This is a genomic window from Erythrobacter sp. Alg231-14 (assembly GCF_900149685.1).
Taxonomy (GTDB): Bacteria; Pseudomonadota; Alphaproteobacteria; order Sphingomonadales; family Sphingomonadaceae; genus Erythrobacter.
Window position 1 is genome coordinate 2,959,105 of record NZ_LT702999.1, and the last position, 22,500, is coordinate 2,981,604.

Annotated in this window: 18 protein-coding genes and 1 tRNA gene; 7 read left to right on the forward strand and 12 right to left on the reverse strand. The window is 54.4% G+C overall.

The genetic code is table 11. The annotated features are described in order from the left end of the window. Positions 1-437 precede the first annotated feature (437 nt). From BQ8290_RS14120 to aspS, 9 genes are all read right to left on the reverse strand, one after another. A tRNA-Met gene (locus BQ8290_RS14120) sits at positions 438-514 on the reverse strand. A gap of 134 nt (positions 515-648) precedes the next feature. Next, positions 649-1,305: a cyclic nucleotide-binding domain-containing protein gene (locus BQ8290_RS14125; protein ID WP_108791352.1), complete on the reverse strand. Its 657-nt coding sequence runs from the start codon at positions 1,303-1,305 to the stop codon at positions 649-651. 64 nt (positions 1,306-1,369) lie between these two features. After that, positions 1,370-1,900, reverse strand: a complete 531-nt coding sequence (locus BQ8290_RS14130; protein WP_108791353.1) for a 2'-5' RNA ligase family protein — start codon at positions 1,898-1,900, stop codon at positions 1,370-1,372. A gap of 11 nt (positions 1,901-1,911) precedes the next feature. Further along, a complete protein-coding gene (gene mltG, locus BQ8290_RS14135) occupies positions 1,912-2,895 on the reverse strand; it encodes an endolytic transglycosylase MltG (RefSeq protein ID WP_108791354.1) in 984 nt (327 codons plus the stop codon). A 4-nt stretch (positions 2,896-2,899) separates the two neighbouring features. After that, the gene (gene fabF / locus BQ8290_RS14140) at positions 2,900-4,159 is read right to left on the reverse strand and encodes a beta-ketoacyl-ACP synthase II (protein ID WP_108791356.1); all 1,260 of its coding nucleotides are present in this window, start codon (positions 4,157-4,159) and stop codon (positions 2,900-2,902) included. Between the two features lie 196 nt (positions 4,160-4,355). Continuing rightward, entirely contained in the window at positions 4,356-4,592 is a 237-nt protein-coding gene (locus BQ8290_RS14145) for an acyl carrier protein (RefSeq protein WP_108791358.1), read from the reverse strand. An 88-nt stretch (positions 4,593-4,680) separates the two neighbouring features. Then, entirely contained in the window at positions 4,681-5,439 is a 759-nt protein-coding gene (locus BQ8290_RS14150; RefSeq protein ID WP_337661440.1) for a hypothetical protein, read from the reverse strand. Positions 5,440-5,521: 82 nt separating this feature from the next. Further along, positions 5,522-6,526, reverse strand: coding sequence for a tetratricopeptide repeat protein (locus BQ8290_RS14155; protein ID WP_108791362.1), 1,005 nt, complete (start codon positions 6,524-6,526; stop codon positions 5,522-5,524). A gap of 101 nt (positions 6,527-6,627) precedes the next feature. Continuing rightward, entirely contained in the window at positions 6,628-8,424 is a 1,797-nt protein-coding gene (aspS, locus tag BQ8290_RS14160) for an aspartate--tRNA ligase (RefSeq protein WP_108792458.1), read from the reverse strand. A gap of 191 nt (positions 8,425-8,615) precedes the next feature. Between aspS and rnd the strand changes: the two genes are divergently transcribed. From rnd to BQ8290_RS14190, 5 genes are all read left to right on the forward strand, one after another. Further along, positions 8,616-9,866 carry a ribonuclease D gene (gene rnd, locus BQ8290_RS14165; protein ID WP_108791364.1) on the forward strand — a complete coding sequence of 417 codons (1,251 nt, stop codon included), beginning with the start codon at positions 8,616-8,618 and terminating at the stop codon, positions 9,864-9,866. Positions 9,867-9,878: 12 nt separating this feature from the next. After that, positions 9,879-10,775 carry a LysR substrate-binding domain-containing protein gene (locus tag BQ8290_RS14170; RefSeq protein WP_108791366.1) on the forward strand — a complete coding sequence of 299 codons (897 nt, stop codon included), beginning with the start codon at positions 9,879-9,881 and terminating at the stop codon, positions 10,773-10,775. A gap of 115 nt (positions 10,776-10,890) precedes the next feature. Then, a complete protein-coding gene (locus tag BQ8290_RS14175) occupies positions 10,891-12,597 on the forward strand; it encodes a BCCT family transporter (RefSeq protein WP_337661441.1) in 1,707 nt (568 codons plus the stop codon). Between the two features lie 354 nt (positions 12,598-12,951). Then, complete coding sequence (locus BQ8290_RS14185) at positions 12,952-15,621, forward strand: TonB-dependent receptor domain-containing protein (RefSeq protein WP_108791370.1); 2,670 nt, start codon at positions 12,952-12,954, stop codon at positions 15,619-15,621. 74 nt (positions 15,622-15,695) lie between these two features. After that, on the forward strand, positions 15,696-17,660 hold the full coding sequence (locus BQ8290_RS14190; protein WP_108791372.1) for a sulfotransferase: 1,965 nt from the start codon (positions 15,696-15,698) through the stop codon (positions 17,658-17,660). A 77-nt stretch (positions 17,661-17,737) separates the two neighbouring features. On the opposite strand, the gene pgsA is transcribed toward BQ8290_RS14190, so the two are convergent. After that, positions 17,738-18,346 (reverse strand): CDP-diacylglycerol--glycerol-3-phosphate 3-phosphatidyltransferase, encoded by a 609-nt coding sequence (gene pgsA, locus BQ8290_RS14195; protein WP_108791374.1) that lies wholly within the window; start codon positions 18,344-18,346, stop codon positions 17,738-17,740. A gap of 147 nt (positions 18,347-18,493) precedes the next feature. Here pgsA and BQ8290_RS14200 point away from each other — a divergent pair, with 147 nt between their 5' ends. Then, the gene (locus BQ8290_RS14200; protein WP_108791376.1) at positions 18,494-19,879 is read left to right on the forward strand and encodes an MFS transporter; all 1,386 of its coding nucleotides are present in this window, start codon (positions 18,494-18,496) and stop codon (positions 19,877-19,879) included. A 25-nt stretch (positions 19,880-19,904) separates the two neighbouring features. On the opposite strand, the gene BQ8290_RS14205 is transcribed toward BQ8290_RS14200, so the two are convergent. After that, positions 19,905-20,171, reverse strand: a complete 267-nt coding sequence (locus BQ8290_RS14205; RefSeq protein WP_337661442.1) for a hypothetical protein — start codon at positions 20,169-20,171, stop codon at positions 19,905-19,907. A gap of 133 nt (positions 20,172-20,304) precedes the next feature. On the opposite strand from BQ8290_RS14205, the gene BQ8290_RS14210 reads away from it, so the two are divergent. Further along, a complete protein-coding gene (locus BQ8290_RS14210) occupies positions 20,305-21,990 on the forward strand; it encodes a thiamine pyrophosphate-dependent enzyme (RefSeq protein ID WP_108791378.1) in 1,686 nt (561 codons plus the stop codon). A gap of 15 nt (positions 21,991-22,005) precedes the next feature. Here the strand turns inward: BQ8290_RS14210 and BQ8290_RS14215 are convergent, their stop codons facing one another. Beyond that, complete coding sequence (locus BQ8290_RS14215) at positions 22,006-22,428, reverse strand: EVE domain-containing protein (protein ID WP_108791380.1); 423 nt, start codon at positions 22,426-22,428, stop codon at positions 22,006-22,008. Positions 22,429-22,500: the final 72 nt, after the last annotated feature.

Genomic DNA, 22,500 nt, shown 5'->3' on the forward strand with positions numbered 1-22,500 from the left:
TTTGCAGCCAGACGAGACAATTACGACGCTGACGGGTGGCATACATGGCGGTAGTTTCCGATGGGATGGCGCTTCCGGTTCCCTGGTTGTCCCTGGGATTGGTTGGGCTAGTCGTCCGAGAGGTCGACTTGTCGTCGAGGCATCTGACGGGAGTCCCGGTCGTTTTGCTGAACAAAAGCGAGACGGGAAGTATACCATAGAGATATGGAACGGGCGGCAAGGAGCCGCATATTTTGAATCCCCCCATAGCTTCACGATTGAGCAACGCGCAGCAATTGAGCGAGTGCGCCTTTTCCAAGAAGGCGAGGAACTTTCGAATTGCGATCTGCGAACGGTGTTTGTTTGGCCGGATTGAACGGTTATTTGCAGGCTAAAATCTAACATCCGCAACTGGGCCGAAAGCCAGCGGTCCGTTTTCAGGTAACACAATCGAAATTTGGTAGCGGAGGAGGGACTTGAACCCCCGACACGCGGATTATGATTCCGCTGCTCTAACCAGCTGAGCTACTCCGCCCCGAAAGGCAATCGACGGGTGTTGTCCGGTCGATGTGACGCAATCATCAACGGCCAAATGGGCTGTGATGAGCGGCGCGTTTAGGACCCTGCTTAGCTTGGGTCAAGCCAAGTTTTTGGGCAAGTCGTCAGAACCTATCGTGAGCTTTCGTTCATCCGAAGAACCTTAACCGCAAGGCTGCGATTGAACGCGCGGTCCAAAGCTTTGCCAACCTCTGGCAATCCGCGCGCCAATTGCCCCAAAGCGTCGCGATCCAGACGCGCCATACGCATGTCCTGCGTTACGGTTACCGTGGCGCTAGCCCGGTCACCCGAAACGTGGCTCATCTCACCCAAAAATTCGCCTGCGCCACACTCGCTTACGATGGCAAGATCACGCTCAATCTCTGCACGCCCGCTCGCAATATAAATTAGGGGCGGATCCGCCTCTCCCTGTGTGATCAATTGCGAACCGACGCCCACATCTTGCCAGATCATCAAATCTCGAAGCCGACTTTGCTGCGCAGGCTCTTCGATTTGCATCACATGATCGAACAATTCGCGTTCTTCGCGCGTCATCATCCCATCACGTGCCCGGCGACGCAGTTCAAACAGCCTGCCGATATTCACAAGGACATAGGCGGTGGTGAAAGCGAGCCCAGCGCCCAATCCTTCAGACAAAGCAAAATAGACAATGCCAAGCACGCCAGCCACGAGGCTCAACAAACGGATATGGCGAACTTGATGGGGTATCATCGACGCCATCAACACCAAGCCGGACAAAAGTCCGAAAATCGCAATCCATACGCTCATGCCGAATGTCCCCTACCCCAATTCGGTCGATCAATGCTGCCCTATCTACGCAAATAGGCGCAGTCTACAAGCGCTCCTTGCCCCTGAAAGGAATGTGTTTGACCAACTCCCAAGGTCCGCCCTTGTATAAGTGCAACTCAAGTCGCGGAAAGACAAAGCTTCCCCATGCTATCTTTTCTTCGATTGTTGATCGCAGATCGGCTTGAAGCGCGTGTGCTTCGCGTTTTGTCACTTTATTTTGAATGGTAATATGTGGTCGCGGCTCATACAGATCTTGAGCCGTCAAACTGCCATGGAAATGTTCGGCGATCATTTCCCTCAGCGTGAGCAGTTGTTCGCTGCGCAGCGCGATCGCCGTACCCGTTCCCAGATCTAACAGACCCGAAACAGCGCCCTGGGGGGCAACAAATTCGCGCGCAATCAACGGCAGCCAATCAACCAATTCATCCACCAATGACGGGGCAAATGAATGGAACAGCGTCACATGTGCATGCAGGTGGTTGCGGTGGGCCGGATAGTGTTCCTGACGAAGGTGCTCCGCCCAATTTTGAATTTTCGGTGGCAGTGATGCCGTGAGGATAAATGGGGTCGGCACGCAATGTGGCCCTATTCCATCTCGCCGCGCTGCCGACGCAATTCGAACCAACGACCCACGGCTTCGTTATGCCCTTCTAATGTCGCGTTGAATTCATGACCGCCTGTGCCATCCGCAACCATGAACACATAATCGTGTGGCTCTGGATTAAGAACGGCGGCGATGCTTTCCCGCCCCGGATTGGTGATAGGGCCGCTTGGAAGGCCCAACATGGTGTAAGTGTTGTACCCATTCACCGCTGCAATCTCTGATTGGCGAATGCGGCGGCCCAACGGCTTGCCTTGCGTGATGGGGTAGATGATCGTGGGGTCGGCCTGAAGCATCATGCCTGTGCGCAGTCTGTTCGAATACAATCCAGCCACCGTTCTGCGTTCTTCGGGTGTCCCAGTCTCTTTCTCGACAATGGCCGCCAGAATTAGTGCTTCGCGGATCGTGTCCACCGCGATTGAGTCGGATCGTTCTGCCCATGCTTCGGCCAAATAGAGATCCATGGTGCCCTGCATCTGTTCGACCAATTCGGCGCGATCTTGCCCTCTTTCAAACGCGTAAGTATCCGGCAGTATCGACCCCTCCGGCGGAACTGGAATTTCGCCGGTCAGCAATTCCTCCGCCATCAACCGTTCCCAAACCAACACCGACGGCATGCCTTCGGGGATGGTTACAAAGCGGCGGATCACATCACCGGATTGGAAAGCGGCTAGGATATCCCCTTGCGACATGTCGGGTGATAGCGAAAATTCGCCCGCCTGAATGGGATCGGAGGATCCAAACAAACGCGCGCGCAACAAAAACCCGTCTGCCGACGAAATATGACCGGCGGTTTCCAAATTTCCCGCAACCGATGTGAGCGTTGACCCAGCTGGAATCAGGAATGGGGTCTCTTGCTTAATCGTTGCTTCACCCAACACTCCCCCACCCAGCAGCAAAGCCGCCGCCGCAACAAGCGCCAGTACAAATCCGGCAAGACAGCCAAACAGCCGCAAGGGCCTTCTCATGTGATCAATCGACCTTTTGCATGACAATCGAGGCGTTGGTTCCGCCAAACCCGAAGCTGTTGTTCAATACCGCGTGCACTTCGCGTTTTTTGGCGGTCAAGGGCACGAGGTCAATGCCTTCGGTGCCATCATCAGGATTGTGCAAATTGAGCGTGGGTGGAACCACCCCGTCGCGCATAGCAAGGATACAAAAGACAGCTTCAACCGCCCCTGCTCCTCCCAAAAGGTGCCCAATCGCGCTCTTGGTTGAGCTCATCGAAGCACCGCTTAGATCATCGCCCAAAACGCGTTTCACTGCTGCCAATTCGATTGTGTCGGCCATCGTGCTGGTCCCATGGGCGTTGACGTAGTCAATATCACCCGGTCCTAAACCGGATTTCTTCAATGCCATACGCATGGCGAGCTCTGCGCCCTTCCCTTCGGGATGCGGCGCTGTGACGTGGTACGCATCGCCCGAAAGGCCGTAACCGGTTACTTCGGCATAGATTTTCGCACCACGAGCCTTGGCGCGCTCATATTCCTCTAGAACGACAACGCCCGCACCTTCGCCCATCACGAAACCTTCGCGGTCCTTGTCATAGGGGCGGCTGGCCTCTGTTGGTCGGTCGTTGAAACTTGTGTTGAGCGCCCTCGCTTGAGCGAAGCCAGCGATACCCAACGGATTGACGGTGCTTTCCGCGCCGCCCGCCAACATCACGTCGGCATCGTCCATCATGATCATGCGCGCGGCATCACCAATGGAATGCGCGCCGGTTGAACATGCGGTAACGACCGCATGATTAGGGCCCATAAATCCATATTTGATCTGAACCTGTCCGGTGACCAAATTGATCAAGCGGCCATGAACAAAGTGCGGAGACACCCGGCCCGGTCCGCGATCTTTCAAAACGATGCTTTCGCGTTCAATTCCGGGCAATCCGCCGATGCCCGCGCCAATTGAGCAACCGGTCCGCTCTTTTTCGGCGTCCGTCATATCGGTTAGGCCGGCATCTTCGAGAGCCTGACCAGCGGCATCAATGCCGAAAACGATAAAGGGATCGACTTGGCGTTGAACCTTGTGATCGACGCGCTTGTCGGCGTCAAAACCCCATGGGTGATCCTTGTCTTTAACCTCGCATGCGATGGTGCATTTCTGCCCCTCAGGATCGAAGCTGGTGATTTGCCCAGCTCCGTTTTCGCCCGCAATCAGGTTTTTCCAAGAGGTCTCAACGTCGCCCCCAAGTGGAGTGACAAGACCAAGTCCGGTGACAACTACGCGGCGCATTCAAATATCCCTTTCGAATTGTGTGCGCAGGATGGACCGTTTCATCAGCCAAAGCCAATGGGATTGAACGTCAGAAAACGAGGTCCACAAACGCTACAGGCCCGCACCCTGCTAAAAAGCAGGGCTCGGGCCTGTGGGTTAGCCGTCAAGCGCAACAGCGCAAGAGGCGGCTGTGGGCCGAAAAAGGCCCTTCAATTTAACCTTTGTTCTCTTCGATGAACTTGGTCGCATCGCCAACGGTTGTGATTTTCTCAGCAGCATCGTCGGGAATTTCCACGCCGAATTCTTCTTCGAAAGCCATAACCAGTTCGACGATGTCGAGGCTGTCAGCGCCCAGATCATCAATAAAGCTTGCTTCTTGGGTGACCTTGTCACCTTCGACGCCGAGATGCTCGACGACAATTTTCTGCACGCGGTCGGCAGTATCGCTCATGTTTGTCCCTCTTACATTGGGGTTAAAAATACCATTGAGGCCCTAAAGGTCGGTTCGAAAGAGCGCAAGTCAAGATGCACTATCGAATTCAGTTGAAGAGCGCAGCGGCGTCTTTCACCTCGACATCCGCCCTGTTGGCAAGGGCCCGATGGATCAAATATTTGTGCGCGGTTCCAAATGTGATGAGCGCCGTTAGGCCCTGACCCTTGATCGAATCGAGCGCTGCATTGATCAATTCGGTGTGCGCGCGATTAATTTGCGTCCAGCCGCCCGCACCCAAATCATCGTCGAAGTATTCCTGATAATAATATCGCGAATTTTCAATAAGATCATCGAATTCTTGCGTGTGAATGAAGCGCGGATCATCACCTCGCCCGGCAAGCTTTGTTATGAATTCGCGTTGCGAATTGCGATAGTCCGCCCACTCTCTCGAACGCGATGGATCGGTTCGGATACGCTCCAATGCCACCCTTCGATCATCCGCAATTTTGCGCGTCCACCCCGCCGTTCCAACCATCCGAAAACCCATTTCACAGCTCAGTGGAAACATCACATCGGTGTATTCGGGGAAAACCTGCGTCCGTGGTTCATCCACAACGCCGGTCTCGCGAAACGAAGTAATCGCCTGATTTATGCGATCTGGCGGGATTTCGGTCAGCACAATATCGGGCGACGCTGCACGAATGGCCGATTCCAGAACGTTCAACGAATAGGTCTCGCTATCCACATGATTCGAATGGATTGTGCCCAAAACATACACTTGGGTAAGGTTCGTCTTCGACGTTTCCGCTGCATCGCATCCGATCAAGGGCACACTCGTCCCGCCTGTAACAAGTGACGCAACCAAGAAAGACCGCCTTGAGAAGATGATATTGTGAGCCACGAAGGAGTGTTCGTTCAAAACCACAAAGGGGTTTCATCGCCCACCATCAAAGATTTTCGCGCAGCGCCAAATCCGCCTCAGCCCGGCTTCTGCTGTTCACACGATTCATTCCTCGTGTGGGGTAATCGCGTCCAGGATCAATGCTGAGAGCTCTGCTGTAATAGTCTGCCGCGTCGTTCAATTCCGCATTACGTTCAAAACACAGCCCAATGTTGAACAGAACAGAGACATTGTCTGGATTCGTCTCCTCCAACGCCAAGAACCCGGTGCAAGCCGCTTTTACGTCGCTTTCCGTGGCGCGCACTGCATCGCGGAAGGCGCCTCGGTCTTCTCTACGTAAATCTCGCCGGCTTTCCATAACTCGAATATCTCGAACGCTTTCGACTGGCGCCAAATCCCGCCGAATTTCGTCGACGATCCGATCAACCATACCGTTCGCCATTTCCAAACTGGAAGGGAGAGATCCGTCTTCCGCGCAGTAGCGTTCCGATTGAGATTGCGCCGATGAATACGAATAGAATTGTCGCCCATCCATTCCGGTCAATACGATTCTGGGATCGACCCTAACGGTCAGCTCACGGCATGGAATGCGCACTTCGCGGCGTTCGGTGCAATCGCCATCGTCATCTCGGGCGACGCATTCCCGCCTAATTCTGGGTTCTATGCGGCGGTCGAACTCTTCGCTGCGCACGGCGCCCCGCAATTCGGCATCCGCAACCAATGGGCGCGTCGTGAATGTTCCGTCCTGCCCTTCGACTTCAACCTGCGCCGTGCGCAAAGCACCAGGTGTGATGAGGTCGAAGTAATGTTCACCCCGAATGACCACACCATCCAAAAGGTTGGTTAGAGCAAGTTCGACATCCTGACCCAAGTCGCCGCGAAAACGATCAACTAGGATCAATTGGACGTCCGCTGGAATAGATGCATCGGCAGCGTAAACGCCGCGCGTTTGGATCGTTTCCGCATTGACGCCCACCGCCATCGGCAATGTCGCAAACAACGCCGTACCGCCAAGGCAGGCGCGCGCCGCGCTCCTCTTCAAAGAACTCATTACCGCCCCCGAACTTCTGTGTCTGTTGAACACAAGAATGCTTGGGCGGCAATGTATCGCCTGTGAATGTCTTGCCAAGGGTCTGGCAAGAAAACCAAGGATCAGCCGCCCGGCTGGCCCTCTTTCTTAGGAGGCTCAACCAAACGCAAATGCAATTCTCGCAATTGAGCAGGCTCCGCTTTCGAAGGCGCGCTCATCATCAAGTCTTCGCCCTTTTGGTTCATTGGGAAAGCGATCACTTCGCGAATGGCTTCTTCGCCCGCGAGGAGCATGACGATCCGATCAATGCCCGGTGCCGATCCGCCATGCGGCGGCGCGCCCAACTTGAACGCTTCGATCATGCCGCCAAATTCGCGGTCAACATCGTCGTTCGTGTATCCGGCAAGTTCAAATGCTTTGTACATGATGTCGGGACGGTGGTTCCGAATGGCGCCCGAAGACAATTCGTAACCGTTGCAGACGATGTCATATTGCCACGCTTTGATGGTGAGAGGATCCATCGTTTCCAACGCCTCCATCTCGCCTTGTGGCATGGAGAATGGGTTGTGCGAGAAATCGACCTTCTTCGCGTCTTCGTCCCATTCATACATTGGGAAATCGACGATCCAGCAAAATTTGAAGCAACCTTGTTCGATCAGTCCAAGCTGTTCGCCCACTTGCGTGCGTGCGGCCCCCGCGAGTTTTGCTGCATCTTTTTCTTTACCAGCCGCGAAAAACAGACCGTCATCAGGGCCAAGGCCCAATTCGTCATACAGCTCAGCCATGAGGTCTGGGCCGTGGTTCTTAGCAATCGGACCGCCAAATTCACCGCCCTTGCGAGTGACATAGCCAAGCCCGGCGAACCCTTCGCCGCGCGCCCAGTTGTTCATGTCGTCAAAAAACTTGCGACTCTTTTCATTGGTCTTCGGTGCAGGAACAACGCGAACGACGCCGCCACCGCCAACGATTTTTTCAAACAGGCCAAAGCCCGATTTTTCGAAATGACTGGTTACGTCGCTGATAATCAACGGATTGCGCAAATCCGGTTTATCGCTGCCGTATTTCAACATCGCTTCGGCATACGGGATGCGCGGGAAGCTGCCCGATGGCGTAACGCTAAAGCCGCCCGAAAATTCCTCAAACGTCCCGGCAAGAACCGGCTCCAAAGCTTGGAACACGTCTTCTTGCGTCACAAAGCTCATCTCGAGGTCGAGTTGGTAAAATTCCAGACTGCGATCGGCCCGCAGATCTTCGTCGCGGAAACATGGCGCGATTTGGAAATAACGATCGAAACCGCTGACCATCAACATTTGCTTGAACATCTGCGGCGCTTGGGGAAGCGCGTAGAATTTGTTGGGGTGCATCCGGCTGGGCACGAGGAAATCGCGCGCGCCCTCTGGCGAAGACGCCGTAAGGATCGGTGTCTGGAATTCTGTGAAACCTTGATCGACCATCCGCTGGCGCAAAGATGTGATGACCTTGGACCGCAGCACGATGTTCCGATGCATCGTTTCGCGCCGCAAATCGAGAAAGCGGTACTTCAATCGGATGTCTTCAGGATATTCCTGTTCACCAGCGACTGGCATCGGCAATTCTTCGGCCGCGCTTTGAACAGTGATGGAGCGTGCGAACACTTCGATCGCGCCAGTCGGCAAATCGCCATTCACCGTCTCTGGCGTGCGCGACTTAACCTCACCATCGATCGTCACGACCGATTCGGAACGCAATTTTTCCAAGACCGGCAAAGCGAGCGAATCTTCATCGGCTACAACCTGTGTGATGCCATAATGGTCACGCAGGTCGATAAAGAGCACGCCGCCGTGGTCGCGCTTGCGGTGGATCCAGCCTGAGAGGCGCACGGAGTCGCCGACATTCTCAGCGTTGAGAGCGGCGCATGTATGAGAGCGATATTGATGCATGCGCGCGCTCATAGCGGTTTGCGCAGGCTGGGCAAGCGTGGCGACGCAACGAATGGCTTTCCTTAACGGCATTGATCGCGCTAAAGGCGGCCTGAGCACGGTAATACAGCCGTGCTAACCTCTCCATTCTTGGGGCAGATTTTACAATCGCCCCGCGAGCGGCACTCCGCTCAACAACGATAAGAAGAAAAATGAAAATACATGACCTGATTACAACCAGCGACGCGCTTGCCGATCTTTGCGAGCGTCTGGAAAAATCCGAATTCGTGGCAGTCGACACCGAATTCATGCGTGAAAACACATACTGGCCAGAATTGTGCTTGGTACAAATCGCCAACACAGAAGAGGCCGCCGCGATCGATCCCTTGGCGGACGGCATCGACTTAACGCCGCTGCTCGATCTGTTGTGTGAGAATGATGACGTCCTCAAAGTTTTCCACGCCGGCGGTCAAGATGTCGAGATCATCGTCAATCTGACCGGCAAGACCCCCTTCCCTATTTTCGACACACAGATCGCAATGATGGCGATCAGCCAGTCGGAGCAAATCGGTTATGCGAATCTGGTCGATCACTGGTTGGGCATCCAAGTCGACAAAGGGGCACGCTTTACCGATTGGAGCCGCCGCCCTCTCACCGATCGTCAGATCGAATATGCGATTGGCGACGTCACGCATCTTTCGGTGATATTCCCGAAAATGCTCAAGAAATTGATCAAAACCGGACGCGGCGCGTGGCTTGATGCCGAAATGGAAAAGCTCGCCGACGCATCCAACTACATAGTCGATCCGGAAACCTCATGGAAACGCATCCGCCAGCCGGGCCGCAATCCACAAGCTTTGGGCCGATTGAAAGCGCTTGCGGCATGGCGCGAAGGCGAAGCCCAGCACAAAAATATCCCACGCGGTCGCATCATGCGCGATGAAACTTTGGCCGACATCGCCTCTCATCCGCCTAAGAAACAAGGCGATCTGGCGAAAGTGCGCGGCCTTTCAAATGCTTGGAAAGACAACGATATCGGCAAACGCCTGCTCAAAGTGATTGAGGATGCAGAGCCGTTGCCCAAATCGGAAATGCCCGAAAAAATGAAGCGCGGCGCACCGCTTGGCAAAGAGGGCGCATTGGTCGCTGATCTTCTCAAATTGTTGCTGAAAATTCGCGCCAGAGAAATTGACGTTGCGGCACGATTGCTAACCCGCGCGGATGAGCTGGAGGCTTTGGCCGCAGGTGTTCGCGACCTAAAAGTTTTGGACGGTTGGCGCTATGATGTCTTCGGCAAAGACGCGCTTGAATTGGTCGAAGGTCGCACAGGCTTTGCAGTCAAAGGCGGTAAGCTTTCGATGACCCATATCGATGATATGCAGGCCAGCATGCAGGAATCGCAGATTCCCGAAGAGACGCCAGCGGATGTTCCCGAGGAAGTTTCAGAAGAGGCGTCCGAATAGGCCCTTCATGCGATGAGCACCTATCTGCCCACCATCAAACAGCTTCAATACTTGGTAGCTTTGCACGAACAGGGTCATTTTGGGCGGGCCGCCGATGCAAGCTTTGTGTCGCAATCAACTTTGTCGGCGGGCATCCGCGAACTTGAATCGCTTTTGGGTGTGACGTTGGTCGAACGCTCTCGCAGAGTTGTCCGCTTTACCGCTTTGGGCGACGCCGTTGTCGCAAAGGCCAATCGCTTGCTGCGCGAAGCCGAAGAATTGTCCGATCTGGTCCAAGCCGCTGGCAAACCACTTTCGGGTCAATTGCGTATGAGCGTGATCCCGACCATCGCGCCTTTCATGCTCCCGCGAATATTGCCGCGCCTGCGCAGAGAACGGCCCGATTTGCAGCTGATGTTGAGGGAAGAGACCAGCCAGGATGCGATCGAATCGCTTCAACACGGGCGCGTCGATTGTGTGCTGCTTGCCCTGCCCTTTGACACCGGGGATGTTGAATACGAACACATCAGCGATGATGCCCTGTTCGTGGCCTTTCCCAAGGATGATCCGCGCGACCCGCCCGAACAGATCCCGCCAGAAATGATCGACCAAGGGCGGTTGTTGTTGTTGGAGGATGGTCATTGCCTGCGCGATCACGCTCTAGCCGCTTGCAACCGCAGCGAATTGCGTGCCAGCGCCAGCATGATCGGAACGAGTCTGCACACATTGGTTCAGATGGTGGACAATGATTTGGGCCTGACCATGTTACCCGAAATGGCGATTGAAGCGGGAATTTTGGCGAACACGAAAGTCGTCGCCCGCCCAGTTCAAAGCGAGACTGCAAAACGCAAAATCGTCTTGGTGTGGCGCAAAAATTCACCAAGAGAAGCGGATTTCCGTCTGCTTGCAGATGAGCTGAAGGCTGGATAGCCCGCATTTGCATCCTCGATGCAACACCCTATGGTGGCGGTTGAGCGCACTACCATTCGGTAAGACACGCATCCAAAACTAGAAAATTTCGGGAAAACCAATCTCACATTCTACCATGCCCAATGAGGCCGACCTGCCAATCGATCCGCCAGTCGTCGATTTGCCGATACCCACGCATGATCGCGGGTTTTACAACGGGTTCAGCCGCGAAGTAACAATTCCCGGCAAGATCATCGTTTCGCTGATCATCATGTGGGCGATATTCTTCCCTGTACGCGCGATGGAAACGCTCAAAATCGCGAATTCCACGATCATCTCATCGTTCAGCGGATGGTACATCTATTTGGTGGCGGTGCTGATTCTGGTGTGCGGTGCACTTGCGCTGTATCCCAAAGCGGGCTCGTTGCGGATTGGTGCCCCGGACGAAAAGCCAGAATTTTCACGTTTTTCTTGGTTCTCGATGCTTTTTGGCGCGGGAATTGGCATCGGGATGCTGACTTATTCAACTGGCGAACCTCTGGCGCATTTTGCCAACAATCCAGACATCATTCGCGGCACCATCGAATCCGCGTCCCCCGAAGCCGTTCGATCAGCCTATATGTGGACATTCCTGCATTGGGGTTTTGGCGCATGGTGCACCTATTCCTTAGTCGGATTGGCGATCGGTTATGTTGCGCATCGCCGTGGATTGCCTTTGACGATCCGATCCAGCCTTGTCCCATTGTTCGGCAAATCTATGTCGGGAATGTCGGGCCATCTTGTCGACATTGTGGCTGTAGTAGCAACAATTTTGGGCGTCGCAGTGACGATGGGCCTTGGCGTTCAACAATTTGTCGCCGGATTACATCGTATTGGTTTCGGCGATTGGTTGATGGTTCAAGGTTCCGATGGCACCATGACGGCATCCGCCACAGCGATTGTTGTTGCACTGCTCGTTTTGGTGGGAGCGTCCACCGTTAGCGCGCTATCCGGGGTCGGCCGCGGGATCAAATGGCTGTCCAACATCAATATGGGTTTGTCATTTGGCCTGCTTGCATTGTTCGCAGTGGCTGGATCGGGACTGTATGGCCTGAAATTGCTGGGCGTTGGCATTTGGGACTACGTCGTCACCCTGCCGGTCAATTCACTCACATTGTTCACCAGCGACGGAAGCGAGAGCGCAGACGCTTTGGTGCAATGGCAGCTAGATTGGTCGGTGTTTTATTGGGCGTGGTGGATCGCATTTGCCCCGTTTGTTGGCATGTTCATAGCGCGCATTTCGCGCGGACGGACGATCCGCGAATATGTCTTTGGCGTTGCGCTCGTCCCGGCGCTTATGTGCTTTTTATGGATGGGTTTGGCCGGCGGAACAGCCATCGATTTGGAATTGAGCGGTGTTGCCGAAGGGCGCATCCTTGAAACAGGCATCTCTGATCAGTTGTATGCGACCATTGCTGTATTGTTGAACCCAACGGCCGCATTCATCGTCTCCGTGCTCGTCGTCATCCTTTTGATGACGTACCTCATTACATCTGTCGACAGCGCGATTTTGATCGTCAACACGATCAATGGCGCAGGCGAAGACGAAGGTGCCCGCCGCTATCACATCTTGTTTTGGGGTGTTGCGCTTTCATTTGTGGTGGGATCGATGCTTATCCTTGGCGGTATCGAGGCGATCAGGATCACCATGATTATCGGCGCTTTGCCATTCTCGGTCGTGGTGACGTTGATGTGCGTATCCATCTTGAAGGCTGTCGTGTTCGATCTGATCCGCAAACGCCATGGCGTTCCCACAACGGAAGAGGCGTGTTTGGAGTGGGCAGAGGATCAAGCCACGACTTGATGACTTTATGCAACACCGACCTATACAAGTACAAAGAAGGTTGCACTTATATAGATTTGAGTATCATTGGACAAAACCTTCAGGTTCGCAGTATAAATAAAAGTATATTTCAGGATTAAATAAGTAAGAATTCCTATTACTACAGATTTAATTCAGAAAAACTTCCGTGTTGTTATTCTGCAACAAGGCAACAGACCATCTTGAAAACTAACAGTTTGACTGTGGCCACCAAGCTGACCGCTTGGTAATGCCCGCCCGTGCACCGCAAGGTTTTATCTTCGCGCGCGCATTTCTTGGGTAAACGCTGATGCAGTTCCGCATCGCGACCCTGAAGAAAGCTCAAAGGGGCATTAAATGTCAAAGTACATAAGCGGGGCGTCGATTGGCGCACTCGCGGTCGCAATTGCATCACCTGCTATGGCTCAAACAGCAGACACCTCCGTTCAATCTGAAGCGGCCCCCGAAGTCCGCGAGGGTGGCGTCGGTACAATCGTCGTCACCGCGCAACGTCGCAGCGAAGACCTTCAAGACGTTCCTGTCTCTGTTTCTGCCATCGGCGCAGAACAACTCGACGAATTGAACATCGATACATTTGAGGACTACCTCGACCAAATCCCAACCGTTACCGCTGGCGGCAACGGTCCGGGTCAAAGCACGATCTATATTCGCGGTCTTGCCTCAACCACACCAAACATCACCGTCGCTGGTGTTGCGGGTCTTGCGCCAAACGTTGCACTTTACCTCAACGACCAACCGCTTTCGCAGCCAGGCCGTAACCTCGACGTTTACGCCGCTGACCTTGAGCGGATCGAAGTGTTGTCGGGACCGCAAGGCACATTGTTCGGCGCCAGCTCGCAAGCGGGCGTTGTACGCTTGATCACCAACAAACCTGATCTTTCCGGTTATGATGCTGCGGCATCGGCTGGCGTGTCGTTCACCCGCGGTGGCGAAGCGAGTTATCAAGGCGAAGTGATGATCAACGTCCCCGTCACGGAAACGTTCGCATTGCGCGCGGTTGCCTATCTCGACGATCAAGGCGGCTACATCGACAACGTTCAGGGCACTCGCAATCTTACAGAGAGCGCGCGGTTCCGTCCTGAAGGATTTGTTCGTGAAAACGGTGTTCCGGTCAACGCGAACCGTGCCGGCTTCCAATCCACGGCCGACCTTTCCGGCGTTACCTTCCTTGATGCCGACAATTCCGGGATCGCTGAAGACGATTTCAATGACACGCAATATGCCGGTTTCCGGGTCAGTGCCCTTTGGGAAATCACACCCGATTGGACCGTCAACGTATCGCATCAACGCCAGAGCCTTGAATCGGACGGCGTCTTTTTTGCCGATCCTGAACTGGGTGGGCTTGATGATCTTGAGATCGAACGTTTCGAAACAGACAGCCTTGAAGACGATTTCTCCAACACAAGCTGGACCGTCGAAGGACGGATCGCGATGCTTGATGTCGTCTACACCGGTGCATACACCAATCGCGAAAGCGATCAGCGCGCCGACTACACCGACTATCTGTTTGCCGGCCAATATCTGCCGTATTATATCTGTGATGGATCGGTCAGCTATCCCGGTGCGGGCAACAACCCAACCGGTACATGTCAGGCACCAAACCTGTTCGTGAACTCTTTCTCGAAAACCGAAGTGTTCACACAGGAACTACGCTTCAGCACTCCTGATGACTGGCGCATCCGGTTCCAAGGCGGCGGTTTCTATTCCGACCTAAGCCTCGAAGAGCGCGTCGATTTCGCCTATCCTGGCAACACAATCGCACAACCATTCGGTCCGTTCCCGGCAAACTTCCCGCAAACAACGGGCTTTGTTTCCGATCCGGGACCATTCCCTGCATCGACGATCTTCCGCAACGATATTCGCCGGACGGATGAACAATACGGTATCTTTGGCGAAGCAACCTTCGACCTTGTGCCAGACTTGCTCACCGTCACACTCGGCGCGCGTTATTACGACGTCGAAGTCGATTTCGAAGGCAGTGCCAACGGTTCGTTCTGTAACTCTGGCGGAACCGATCAAAACGCATTCGGAACCGACATCAGCGACCTTTACAACGGCGATGGTCAATTCACCTTTATCGGCTCGTGCAACCCGGCTTTGCGTCAAACCTTTGACCTCGATGACAGCCTCGCTGACATCCAGGCTGCAGGTCTTTCTGCAACGCAAGCACAACAAGTGTTCAACGCTGTGCGAGCGCCAGACACCGCATCAACCGATGGTCTGATCTACAAAGGCACCGTCACTTTGACGCCAACCCCGGATCTGTTGTTCTACGCAACCTATTCGGAAGGTTTCCGTCCGGGTCTTCTCAACCGTCCTGGCGGCGCCGTGGCACCAGGCACCGGCTTTGTTGTACCATTCGAAGTCGAAACCGATGAAGTGAAGAACTACGAATTGGGTTGGAAAATGGACCTGATTGATGGTCAATTCCGTTTCAACGGATCGGCCTTCTTCGTGGACATTTCAAACCTGCAAACGCAGATCTTTGACCCATCGATCACCAACCTTTTCTTCTCTTCCAACGCGGCGGATGCAGAGATTTATGGTATTGAAGCCGACTTCACGATTGCCCCGTATTCCACCCCGGGTCTTTCGATTTCGGGTGCGTTCTCAATCCTCGACACTGAGATCACCGAAGTCTTGATTCCAACGACTGACGTGATCGAAGGCGAAGAACTTGCCTATGCTCCGGGCTTCCAAGGTAACATTCGTGCACGTTACGAATGGGATCTGTCGGACAGTCTTGAGGCGTATATCCAACCACAAATGACCTATTCGGGTTCGAAATTCACCGACATCATTGAAATCAACAAGATCAAGCTCGACAGCTACACCTTGTTCGATCTGTCGGTGGGCGTGGTTGCGGAGCAATGGCGCTTTGAAATCTTCGGTGAGAACCTCTCCGACGAACGCGCAGAAGTCTCCGGCATCTTTGGTAATGACCGCGAACGCATCATCACCAACCGTCCGCGCACAATCGGCGCACGGGTCTCGTTCAGCTACTAAGCCGAACGCAAACATTCAAAGCGGCGGGAGTGGCGTGTGTTCACTCCCGCCGTTTTGCTGTCTAAGGCAGATCAATGGCAAGCCGCGAAGAACAATTAAAACAAGCGCAATCCGCGCTGCAATCCGGGCAATTCGAAGCCGGCCTTACCCATGCACGCGCATTGTTGGTGGAAAATCCATCCGATGGCGAAGCGTTGTATATGGCGGCCGTTGCGGCGCGGTATCTCAAACGAATGGGCGACGCGGCCGATTATCTAAAATCGCTCCACAACGCGATGCCCGAATATGGTCGGGCATGGCAGGAACAAGGGCACCTGTCGCTGGCGCAGGGTGACACCGCCGGCGCGCTTCATGCTTTCATCCGCGCAACGCGCTTCAATCCCGGATTGGAGGCCAGTTGGCGCGAACAAGCCCGATTGCACCAAGCTGCCGGTCTGACATCAGAAGCCGCCACCGCCAACGCCCAACTCCAACGGCTTTCCAGTCTCCCTAGAGAATTAATCGCGGTCACCAACCACTTGGCCGAAGGGCGTTTGATCCGCGCCGAAGAGATTTGTCGACATTTCCTGCGTCAGAACCCGAAAAACATCGAAGGGATGCGACTGCTTGCAAAAATCGGGATCGAACTTGGGATCCTCGATGATGCGGAATTTCTGCTTGAAAGCGCCGTGACGTTTGCGCCCGATGACATTCAATTGCGATTTGACTACATCGACGCGCTGCGCCGCCGTCAAAAATCCGCCGAGGCCCGCGAACAAGCCGAGAAACTGTACGTCCGCGACCCCAACAATGCCCTATTTCAATCTCGATTGGCGATCGAGTGCATTCAAACGGGTGACTATGATCGCGGCCTAGAATTGTTCGACAGTGTGCTGGACAAAATTCCGGGTGATCCCGCAAGTCTAACCAGCCGCGGTCACGCCTTGAAAACCAAGGGCGACAGAGCCGAGGCCGAAGCAAGCTATCGCGCGGCCATCGCATCAAAGCCCGGCCATGGAGATGCATATTACGCCCTCGCTAATCTAAAAACCTACCGCTTTGATGCATCAGAATTGGATGCCATGCGCGAACAGATCACTCGCGGTGACCTGGCGTTTATGGATCGAGTGCATCTCAACTTTGCGCTGGCTAAAGCGTATGAGGACGCCGGCGATTTCGAAGCAAGTTTTGCATGCTACAACGAAGGCAACGCATTGAAGCGGGCGCAAACCCGCTACAGCGCCGATGCAATGACGAATGAACTGCAAAAGCAACGCGACGTGTGCGACGCCGAATTGTTTGCAAAGCACAAAGATGCCGGCTTTGACGCACCTGATCCGATTTTCATCTTGGGCCTGCCACGCGCGGGTTCGACATTGCTTGAACAGATTTTGGCAAGCCATTCACAAATCGATGGAACCTTGGAATTGCCCAATATTCTTGCGCTGGCGCATCGACTGCGCGGACGCAAAGCGGGCCATTCACGCTACCCAGAAATCCTGCATGACTTGGATGCAGATCAATTGTCCAAATTCGGTCAAGACTTTATTGAAAACACCCGCATCCATCGCGCCGACGCACCCTTCTTTATCGATAAAATGCCGAACAATTTCCGGCATATCGCCCTGATCCATTTGATATTGCCCAATGCAAAGATCATCGACGCCCGCAGAGCACCGATGGATTGCTGCTTTTCCGGCTTCAAACAACTCTTCGCCGAAGGGCAGGAGTTCACCTATGGATTAACCGAAATTGGGCGATATTATTCCGACTACGTCGAACTGATGACGCATTGGGACGCTGTTTTGCCCGGCAAAGTGCTTCGCGTTCAACACGAGGATGTGCTCGACGACTTGGAAGGGGAAACGCGGCGAATGTTGGATTTCTTGGAGGTCCCATTCGAAGAACAATGCCTCGCATTCCACAAAACAGATCGAGCTGTGCGGACCGCGTCCAGCGAACAAGTGCGCGAACCGATCAATCGCAAGGGGCAAGATGCTTGGAAGCCGTTTGAACCTTGGTTGGACGACTTAAAGGTCGCATTGGGCAATGAGGTTTAAAACCCTACAATTCTAATCGCTTCAGTCGAAGGCAGAACCATAAGCGATTGGAGAGAAATCCCGTCCAGGATCACCGGTCACTCCATGTGTTTCAATCCGACCCGCAGGTAATCCCAGCCTGTCACACAGGTCAAAACGGCCGCCGCCCAAAGGCTGCCCAATCCGACGACATGGATCCAGCTTTCGGCGATAGTCTGGCAATCGGCGCTAGGGGCTTGGCACGGTTGGCCGTGCACCGCACCGCCCAAAATCAAAGCGCCAAGTGCGATCAATTGGAACGTAGTCTTCCATTTGGCCAGTTTTGAAACTGGAACTGACACCTGAATGCCGCCCAAGAATTCGCGCAAGCCCGACACGGCGATTTCTCGAATAAGGATCACCGTCCCTGCAATGACATGCATGTCCCCGACATATGGCCCCCGCAAGTATCCCTGCGCCGTCAAGATCAAGATGACCGATGCGACCATGATCTTATCCGCGATCGGATCGAGGAATATGCCCAATTTCGACACGGTCCCTTGTGCCCGGGCCAAATAGCCATCGAAATAATCGGTGACCGCAATCAGGGTGTATAGGACGAACCCTATCGCATACCCCAATTGCCAATCGGGCCACCAAAGGAAGAACCCGAGCAGAGGAACCGCGAAAATTCGCGAAAGCGTCAAAATGTTTGGCAGCGTCAACATAGCTACGAACCGCCTTAGCGCGTCCGGGCCGCAATCAAAACATTATCGATCACACTATTATTATGATGGTGTCGAGAAAGCTTGTGAACGCCTCAGTCATCGCTATGTCAGTGACCTAGGGGAAACTGCCGGGCGCCGCTTATTCGTATGACCACTTCGACGCATCTTATGCGCCAAAAACGCTTTTTGCCTTTGATGGTAACGCAGTTTTTCAACGCGTTTAACGACAACCTCTACAAGACCGCTCTGGTCCTGTTCGTGGTCTATTCGGTCTACAATGACGAACAACAAGAGGCGCTTTTTAGCGGCCTTGCGTCGGTGATCTTTATCGTTCCGTTTGTCGTCATGTCGGCATTGGCCGGGCAATTGGCCGATACGCATGACAAGGCCCGAATCATTCGCATCGTCAAATTGTGCGAAATTGGCTGGGCGTCGCTAGGGGCGATTGGCCTGTTTATGGCTTGGCAAGGGATTGCGGTTCACACAATCGCCATCCCACTTTTGTTGTTCGTGGTATTTTTGGCCGCGGCACAATCAGCATTTTTGGGTCCCATCAAATATGCTATTCTTCCGCAACATCTTAAAAAGGAAGAGGTTCTTCCCGGAACAGGATTGGTCGAAGCCGGAACATATATCGCCATCTTGGCCGGAACGATCCTTGCCGGTTTTATCGCAATTGAGGTGGCGATCATCTTGATCGTTTTGACCGCGATCGCGGGATATTTCGTAAGTCTTTCGGTGCCCGACGCCCCGCCGCAAAGCGATTACGAGATGCACTACCCACTGCTTGAACCTTATGCGCGCACGGTCGACAATCGGGTCCTGCGCTGGATCGGTTACCCGGCTGTTGCGGTTGCGGATCAGATTGTGATGAGTTGGAAATTGGTTCGTGAAACCATGCACAATCGCGAAATCTGGTTGTCGATCGTCGCGATCAGCTTTTTTTGGACCATTGGCGCGGTCTTGTTCATTCAATTCCCGCCGCTTGCCAAAAACCAATTGCTGGCCAGCAAAGAGGTCGCAAGCCTGTTCCTTGTCATTTTTTCCGTCGGGATCGCGATTGGATCGGTTGGGGTCAACGCTCTTTTAAAAGGCGAAGTTTCCGCCCGCTACTCCCCGCTTTCAGTGATTATGATGGGGTTTTTCCTCGTCGGCTTTTACCTCGTGGCGAAAGCTTGGATCCCAAATGAAGCTGGCGAATTGCTGCCGGTTCAGACATGGATATTGGAACCCTTGGCCGTCCCGCTGTCTCTTATGCTTCTTGGCATTTCCACGGCGGGCGGATTTTTCGTGGTGCCGCTCTACGCTTTTCTGACGACTCGATGCGCGCACGACGCCGCATCGCGCACAATCGCATCCAACAACATCGTCAATTCTCTTGCGATGGTTGTGGGGTCGGGGATTGCGATAGGCCTAACATCGTTCGGTATACTGGTTGTCGATCAATTGCTGTTCGCCGCTGCCATGTCGGTCGTGGCCGCGTGGCTGGGCTGGCGCTTGCTACAGGCGGAAAGAGCGGCGTCGAGCAACTAAGTCTAACGCAGCCATTTCCATCGTTTCACATAATAAAAACGAGGATGGCAGCGGTTGCAGCAACATAGGTGCTGGCAAAACCGCGAACATCGTCGGTCGTTAGCCGCCAAAGGCTTTCCGCCGGAATATTGTGAAGATCATTGCGCACATGCGGCGGTAAATTGGCACGAAATGGATGACGCGCGCGTTCATCGGTAAGAACGAGGCTCCGCCGACGTTTGGCACCCGGGTTGCTGGCTGCCTGATATGTTGGCCGCACCACATGTTCGCTGGTAAGTGTCGCATAGGTCATGCGATGATGAGTTAACGATTTCTTAACTCTTGCCCAGCGCTTCCTATCCCCTGCCCAAAAAAGGGACAGTAAGCCCGGGTTGTGGTTAATCTCTATTGGACCTAAGCGCCCGCTTAACGGGAGAATCAACAGCGTGACTCAATCCACTCAAACCGCCGCCGAATTGTTGGTCGATTGCATGTCTGAACAAGGCACGCAGAGGGTGTTTACGGTACCGGGCGAGAGTTTTCTTGCCGTTCTCGATGCTCTCCACGAACGGACCGACATTGAAACGGTCACCTGTCGCCAGGAAGGCGGCGCGGCCTTTATGGCGTGCGCGGATGGTGCGATGGGTGCGGCAGATGACGGTCGCCCGGGCGTCGCATTCGTCACGCGCGGTCCCGGCGCAACCAATGCCAGCATCGGTGTGCATGTGGCGCATCAAGATTCGCAGCCGATGATTCTTTTTGTCGGCGACGTCGCGCGCCCGATGCGCGATCGCGAAGGGTTTCAGGAAATCAATTTTGAAGCGTTCTTTGGCCCGATCTGCAAATGGGCGGCTCGGATCGATGACCCTGCCCGTATTCCCGAATATGTTGCCCGCGCCTATTCTGTCGCCATCAGCGGCCGTCCCGGCCCCGTTGTGATTGCCCTACCCGAAGATATGTTGTGCGACCTTGTGGATAGCACACTCGCGCCGCGTCCATTGGTAACACGCCCCGCGCAATCGGTGTGCCCAGATGCCGTGCAAACCATGTTCGCCATGATCGCAGACGCCGCCAGCCCCATCGCCATAATTGGCGGCGCGGGTTGGAACGCCAAAGCGCGCGATCACTTTCAACAATTTGCCGAATCCATCGGGCTTCCCGTCGCCACAGCCTTCCGTCGCCAAGACGCTATCGATCCCGGATCGCCAGTTTATGCCGGAAACCTTGGCTATGGCCCCAACCCCACATTGGTTCAGCGCGTGAAAGACGCCGATCTCATTCTCGCGGTTGGCGCGCGATTGGGAGAAGCGACCACCGATGGTTATGCGTTCCCCACCCTAGATCATCCTGATCAAAGCGTGATCCACGTGCACCCTGATCCTGATGAATTGAATCGCGTCTATCGCGCGGATCTCGCCATTGCTGCAGGCGTGGATGAATTCGCAGAAGCCGCCGCCCTGTGGGAAGATTTGAGCATCATCCCGTTTGATGCGGGAAAAGAAGCGCATCAAGACTGGGAAGAATGGGCAACGCACGCACCTTCTTCGGCCCCGCCCGCGCTCGACATGGCGGCGTGCGTGGCATTCATGCGGAGTGCGCTGCCAAGTGACACGATCATCTGCAACGGCGCAGGGAACTTTGCCGGATGGTGGCATCGGTACTGGCGATACGCGGGTTATCCCAGCCAGTTAGCGCCAACCGCAGGGGCAATGGGGTACGGTGTACCGGCCAGCGTTGCCGCAGCATTGCGCCATTCCGATCGCACAGTTGTCGCGGTCGCGGGGGATGGCGATTTCCTAATGAACGGTCAGGAGTTAGCCACCGCCGTGCAACACGGCGCTAACCTCTTGGTCCTTGTCGTGGACAACGGCGCCTACGGAACAATTCGCATGCATCAAGAGCGCGAATATCCAGGGCGTGTTTCTGGCACGCATTTGGCAAACCCCGATTTCGCTGCATTGGGCGCCGCTTTTGGCGGGTGGAGCGCAACCGCAAACACAACTCAAGAATTCATAGACGCTTTATCGGAAGCGAAGGACCGCGCAGGTCTTCGATTGATCCATATGAAGATTGACGTTGAGCAACTGGCTGCCAGCGGCGCGACGATTAGCGGTCTAAGAGCAAAAGCTTAGGTCGCCTTTCGCGGGTTACCCCTGCGCCATTTCGCAAATGAGGTCCCATTCATCAGGCCTGATTTTCGCGACCGAAAGCCGTGACAACCGGACCAATTCACATTCCGCAAGCCGGGGCTCTGCCTTGATCTGCTTAAGCGAAACAGGGTTATCAAATTTACGCTTTGGTTTGACCTTAACCGCGTCCCATTTGCCCGTCTCATCGGTTGGATCCATAATCCCATCGACCGACACCTCGCAAATGCCGACGATCTCCAACCCTTCGCGTGAATGATAGAAAAAGCACTCATCGCCGACGGTCATCGAACGCAAATTCAGCTTTGCGGAATGGTTGCGTACACCGTCCCATGTGCCTTCAACCTCTTCGACAAGATCATCCCAACTGTATTTAAACGGTTCGGATTTCACCAACCAGTAATTGGGGCGGTTGTTGGTCACAGGCGCTCTCCTTGATCGGGTCAGGTCATGCGGTTTTCTAGTCGGAATTTTTGCCGCAATTGTTAGGTCAAT

Bases quoted from the DNA above. Each gene is read 5' to 3' on its own strand.
- BQ8290_RS14190 (WP_108791372.1), top strand. From the start codon at position 15,696: ATGGCAAGCCGCGAAGAACAATTAAAACAAGCGCAATCCGCGCTGCAA.
- rnd (WP_108791364.1), top strand. From the start codon at position 8,616: ATGAAAATACATGACCTGATTACAACCAGCGACGCGCTTGCCGATCTT.
- BQ8290_RS14205 (WP_337661442.1), bottom strand. From the start codon at position 20,171: ATGACCTATGCGACACTTACCAGCGAACATGTGGTGCGGCCAACATAT.
- BQ8290_RS14125 (WP_108791352.1), bottom strand. From the start codon at position 1,305: ATGAGCGTATGGATTGCGATTTTCGGACTTTTGTCCGGCTTGGTGTTG.
- BQ8290_RS14175 (WP_337661441.1), top strand. From the start codon at position 10,891: ATGCCCAATGAGGCCGACCTGCCAATCGATCCGCCAGTCGTCGATTTG.
- BQ8290_RS14170 (WP_108791366.1), top strand. From the start codon at position 9,879: ATGAGCACCTATCTGCCCACCATCAAACAGCTTCAATACTTGGTAGCT.
- fabF (WP_108791356.1), bottom strand. From the start codon at position 4,159: ATGCGCCGCGTAGTTGTCACCGGACTTGGTCTTGTCACTCCACTTGGG.
- BQ8290_RS14185 (WP_108791370.1), top strand. From the start codon at position 12,952: ATGTCAAAGTACATAAGCGGGGCGTCGATTGGCGCACTCGCGGTCGCA.
- aspS (WP_108792458.1), bottom strand. From the start codon at position 8,424: ATGCATCAATATCGCTCTCATACATGCGCCGCTCTCAACGCTGAGAAT.
- BQ8290_RS14200 (WP_108791376.1), top strand. From the start codon at position 18,494: ATGACCACTTCGACGCATCTTATGCGCCAAAAACGCTTTTTGCCTTTG.
- pgsA (WP_108791374.1), bottom strand. From the start codon at position 18,346: ATGTTGACGCTGCCAAACATTTTGACGCTTTCGCGAATTTTCGCGGTT.
- BQ8290_RS14155 (WP_108791362.1), bottom strand. From the start codon at position 6,526: ATGAGTTCTTTGAAGAGGAGCGCGGCGCGCGCCTGCCTTGGCGGTACG.
- BQ8290_RS14145 (WP_108791358.1), bottom strand. From the start codon at position 4,592: ATGAGCGATACTGCCGACCGCGTGCAGAAAATTGTCGTCGAGCATCTC.
- mltG (WP_108791354.1), bottom strand. From the start codon at position 2,895: ATGAGAAGGCCCTTGCGGCTGTTTGGCTGTCTTGCCGGATTTGTACTG.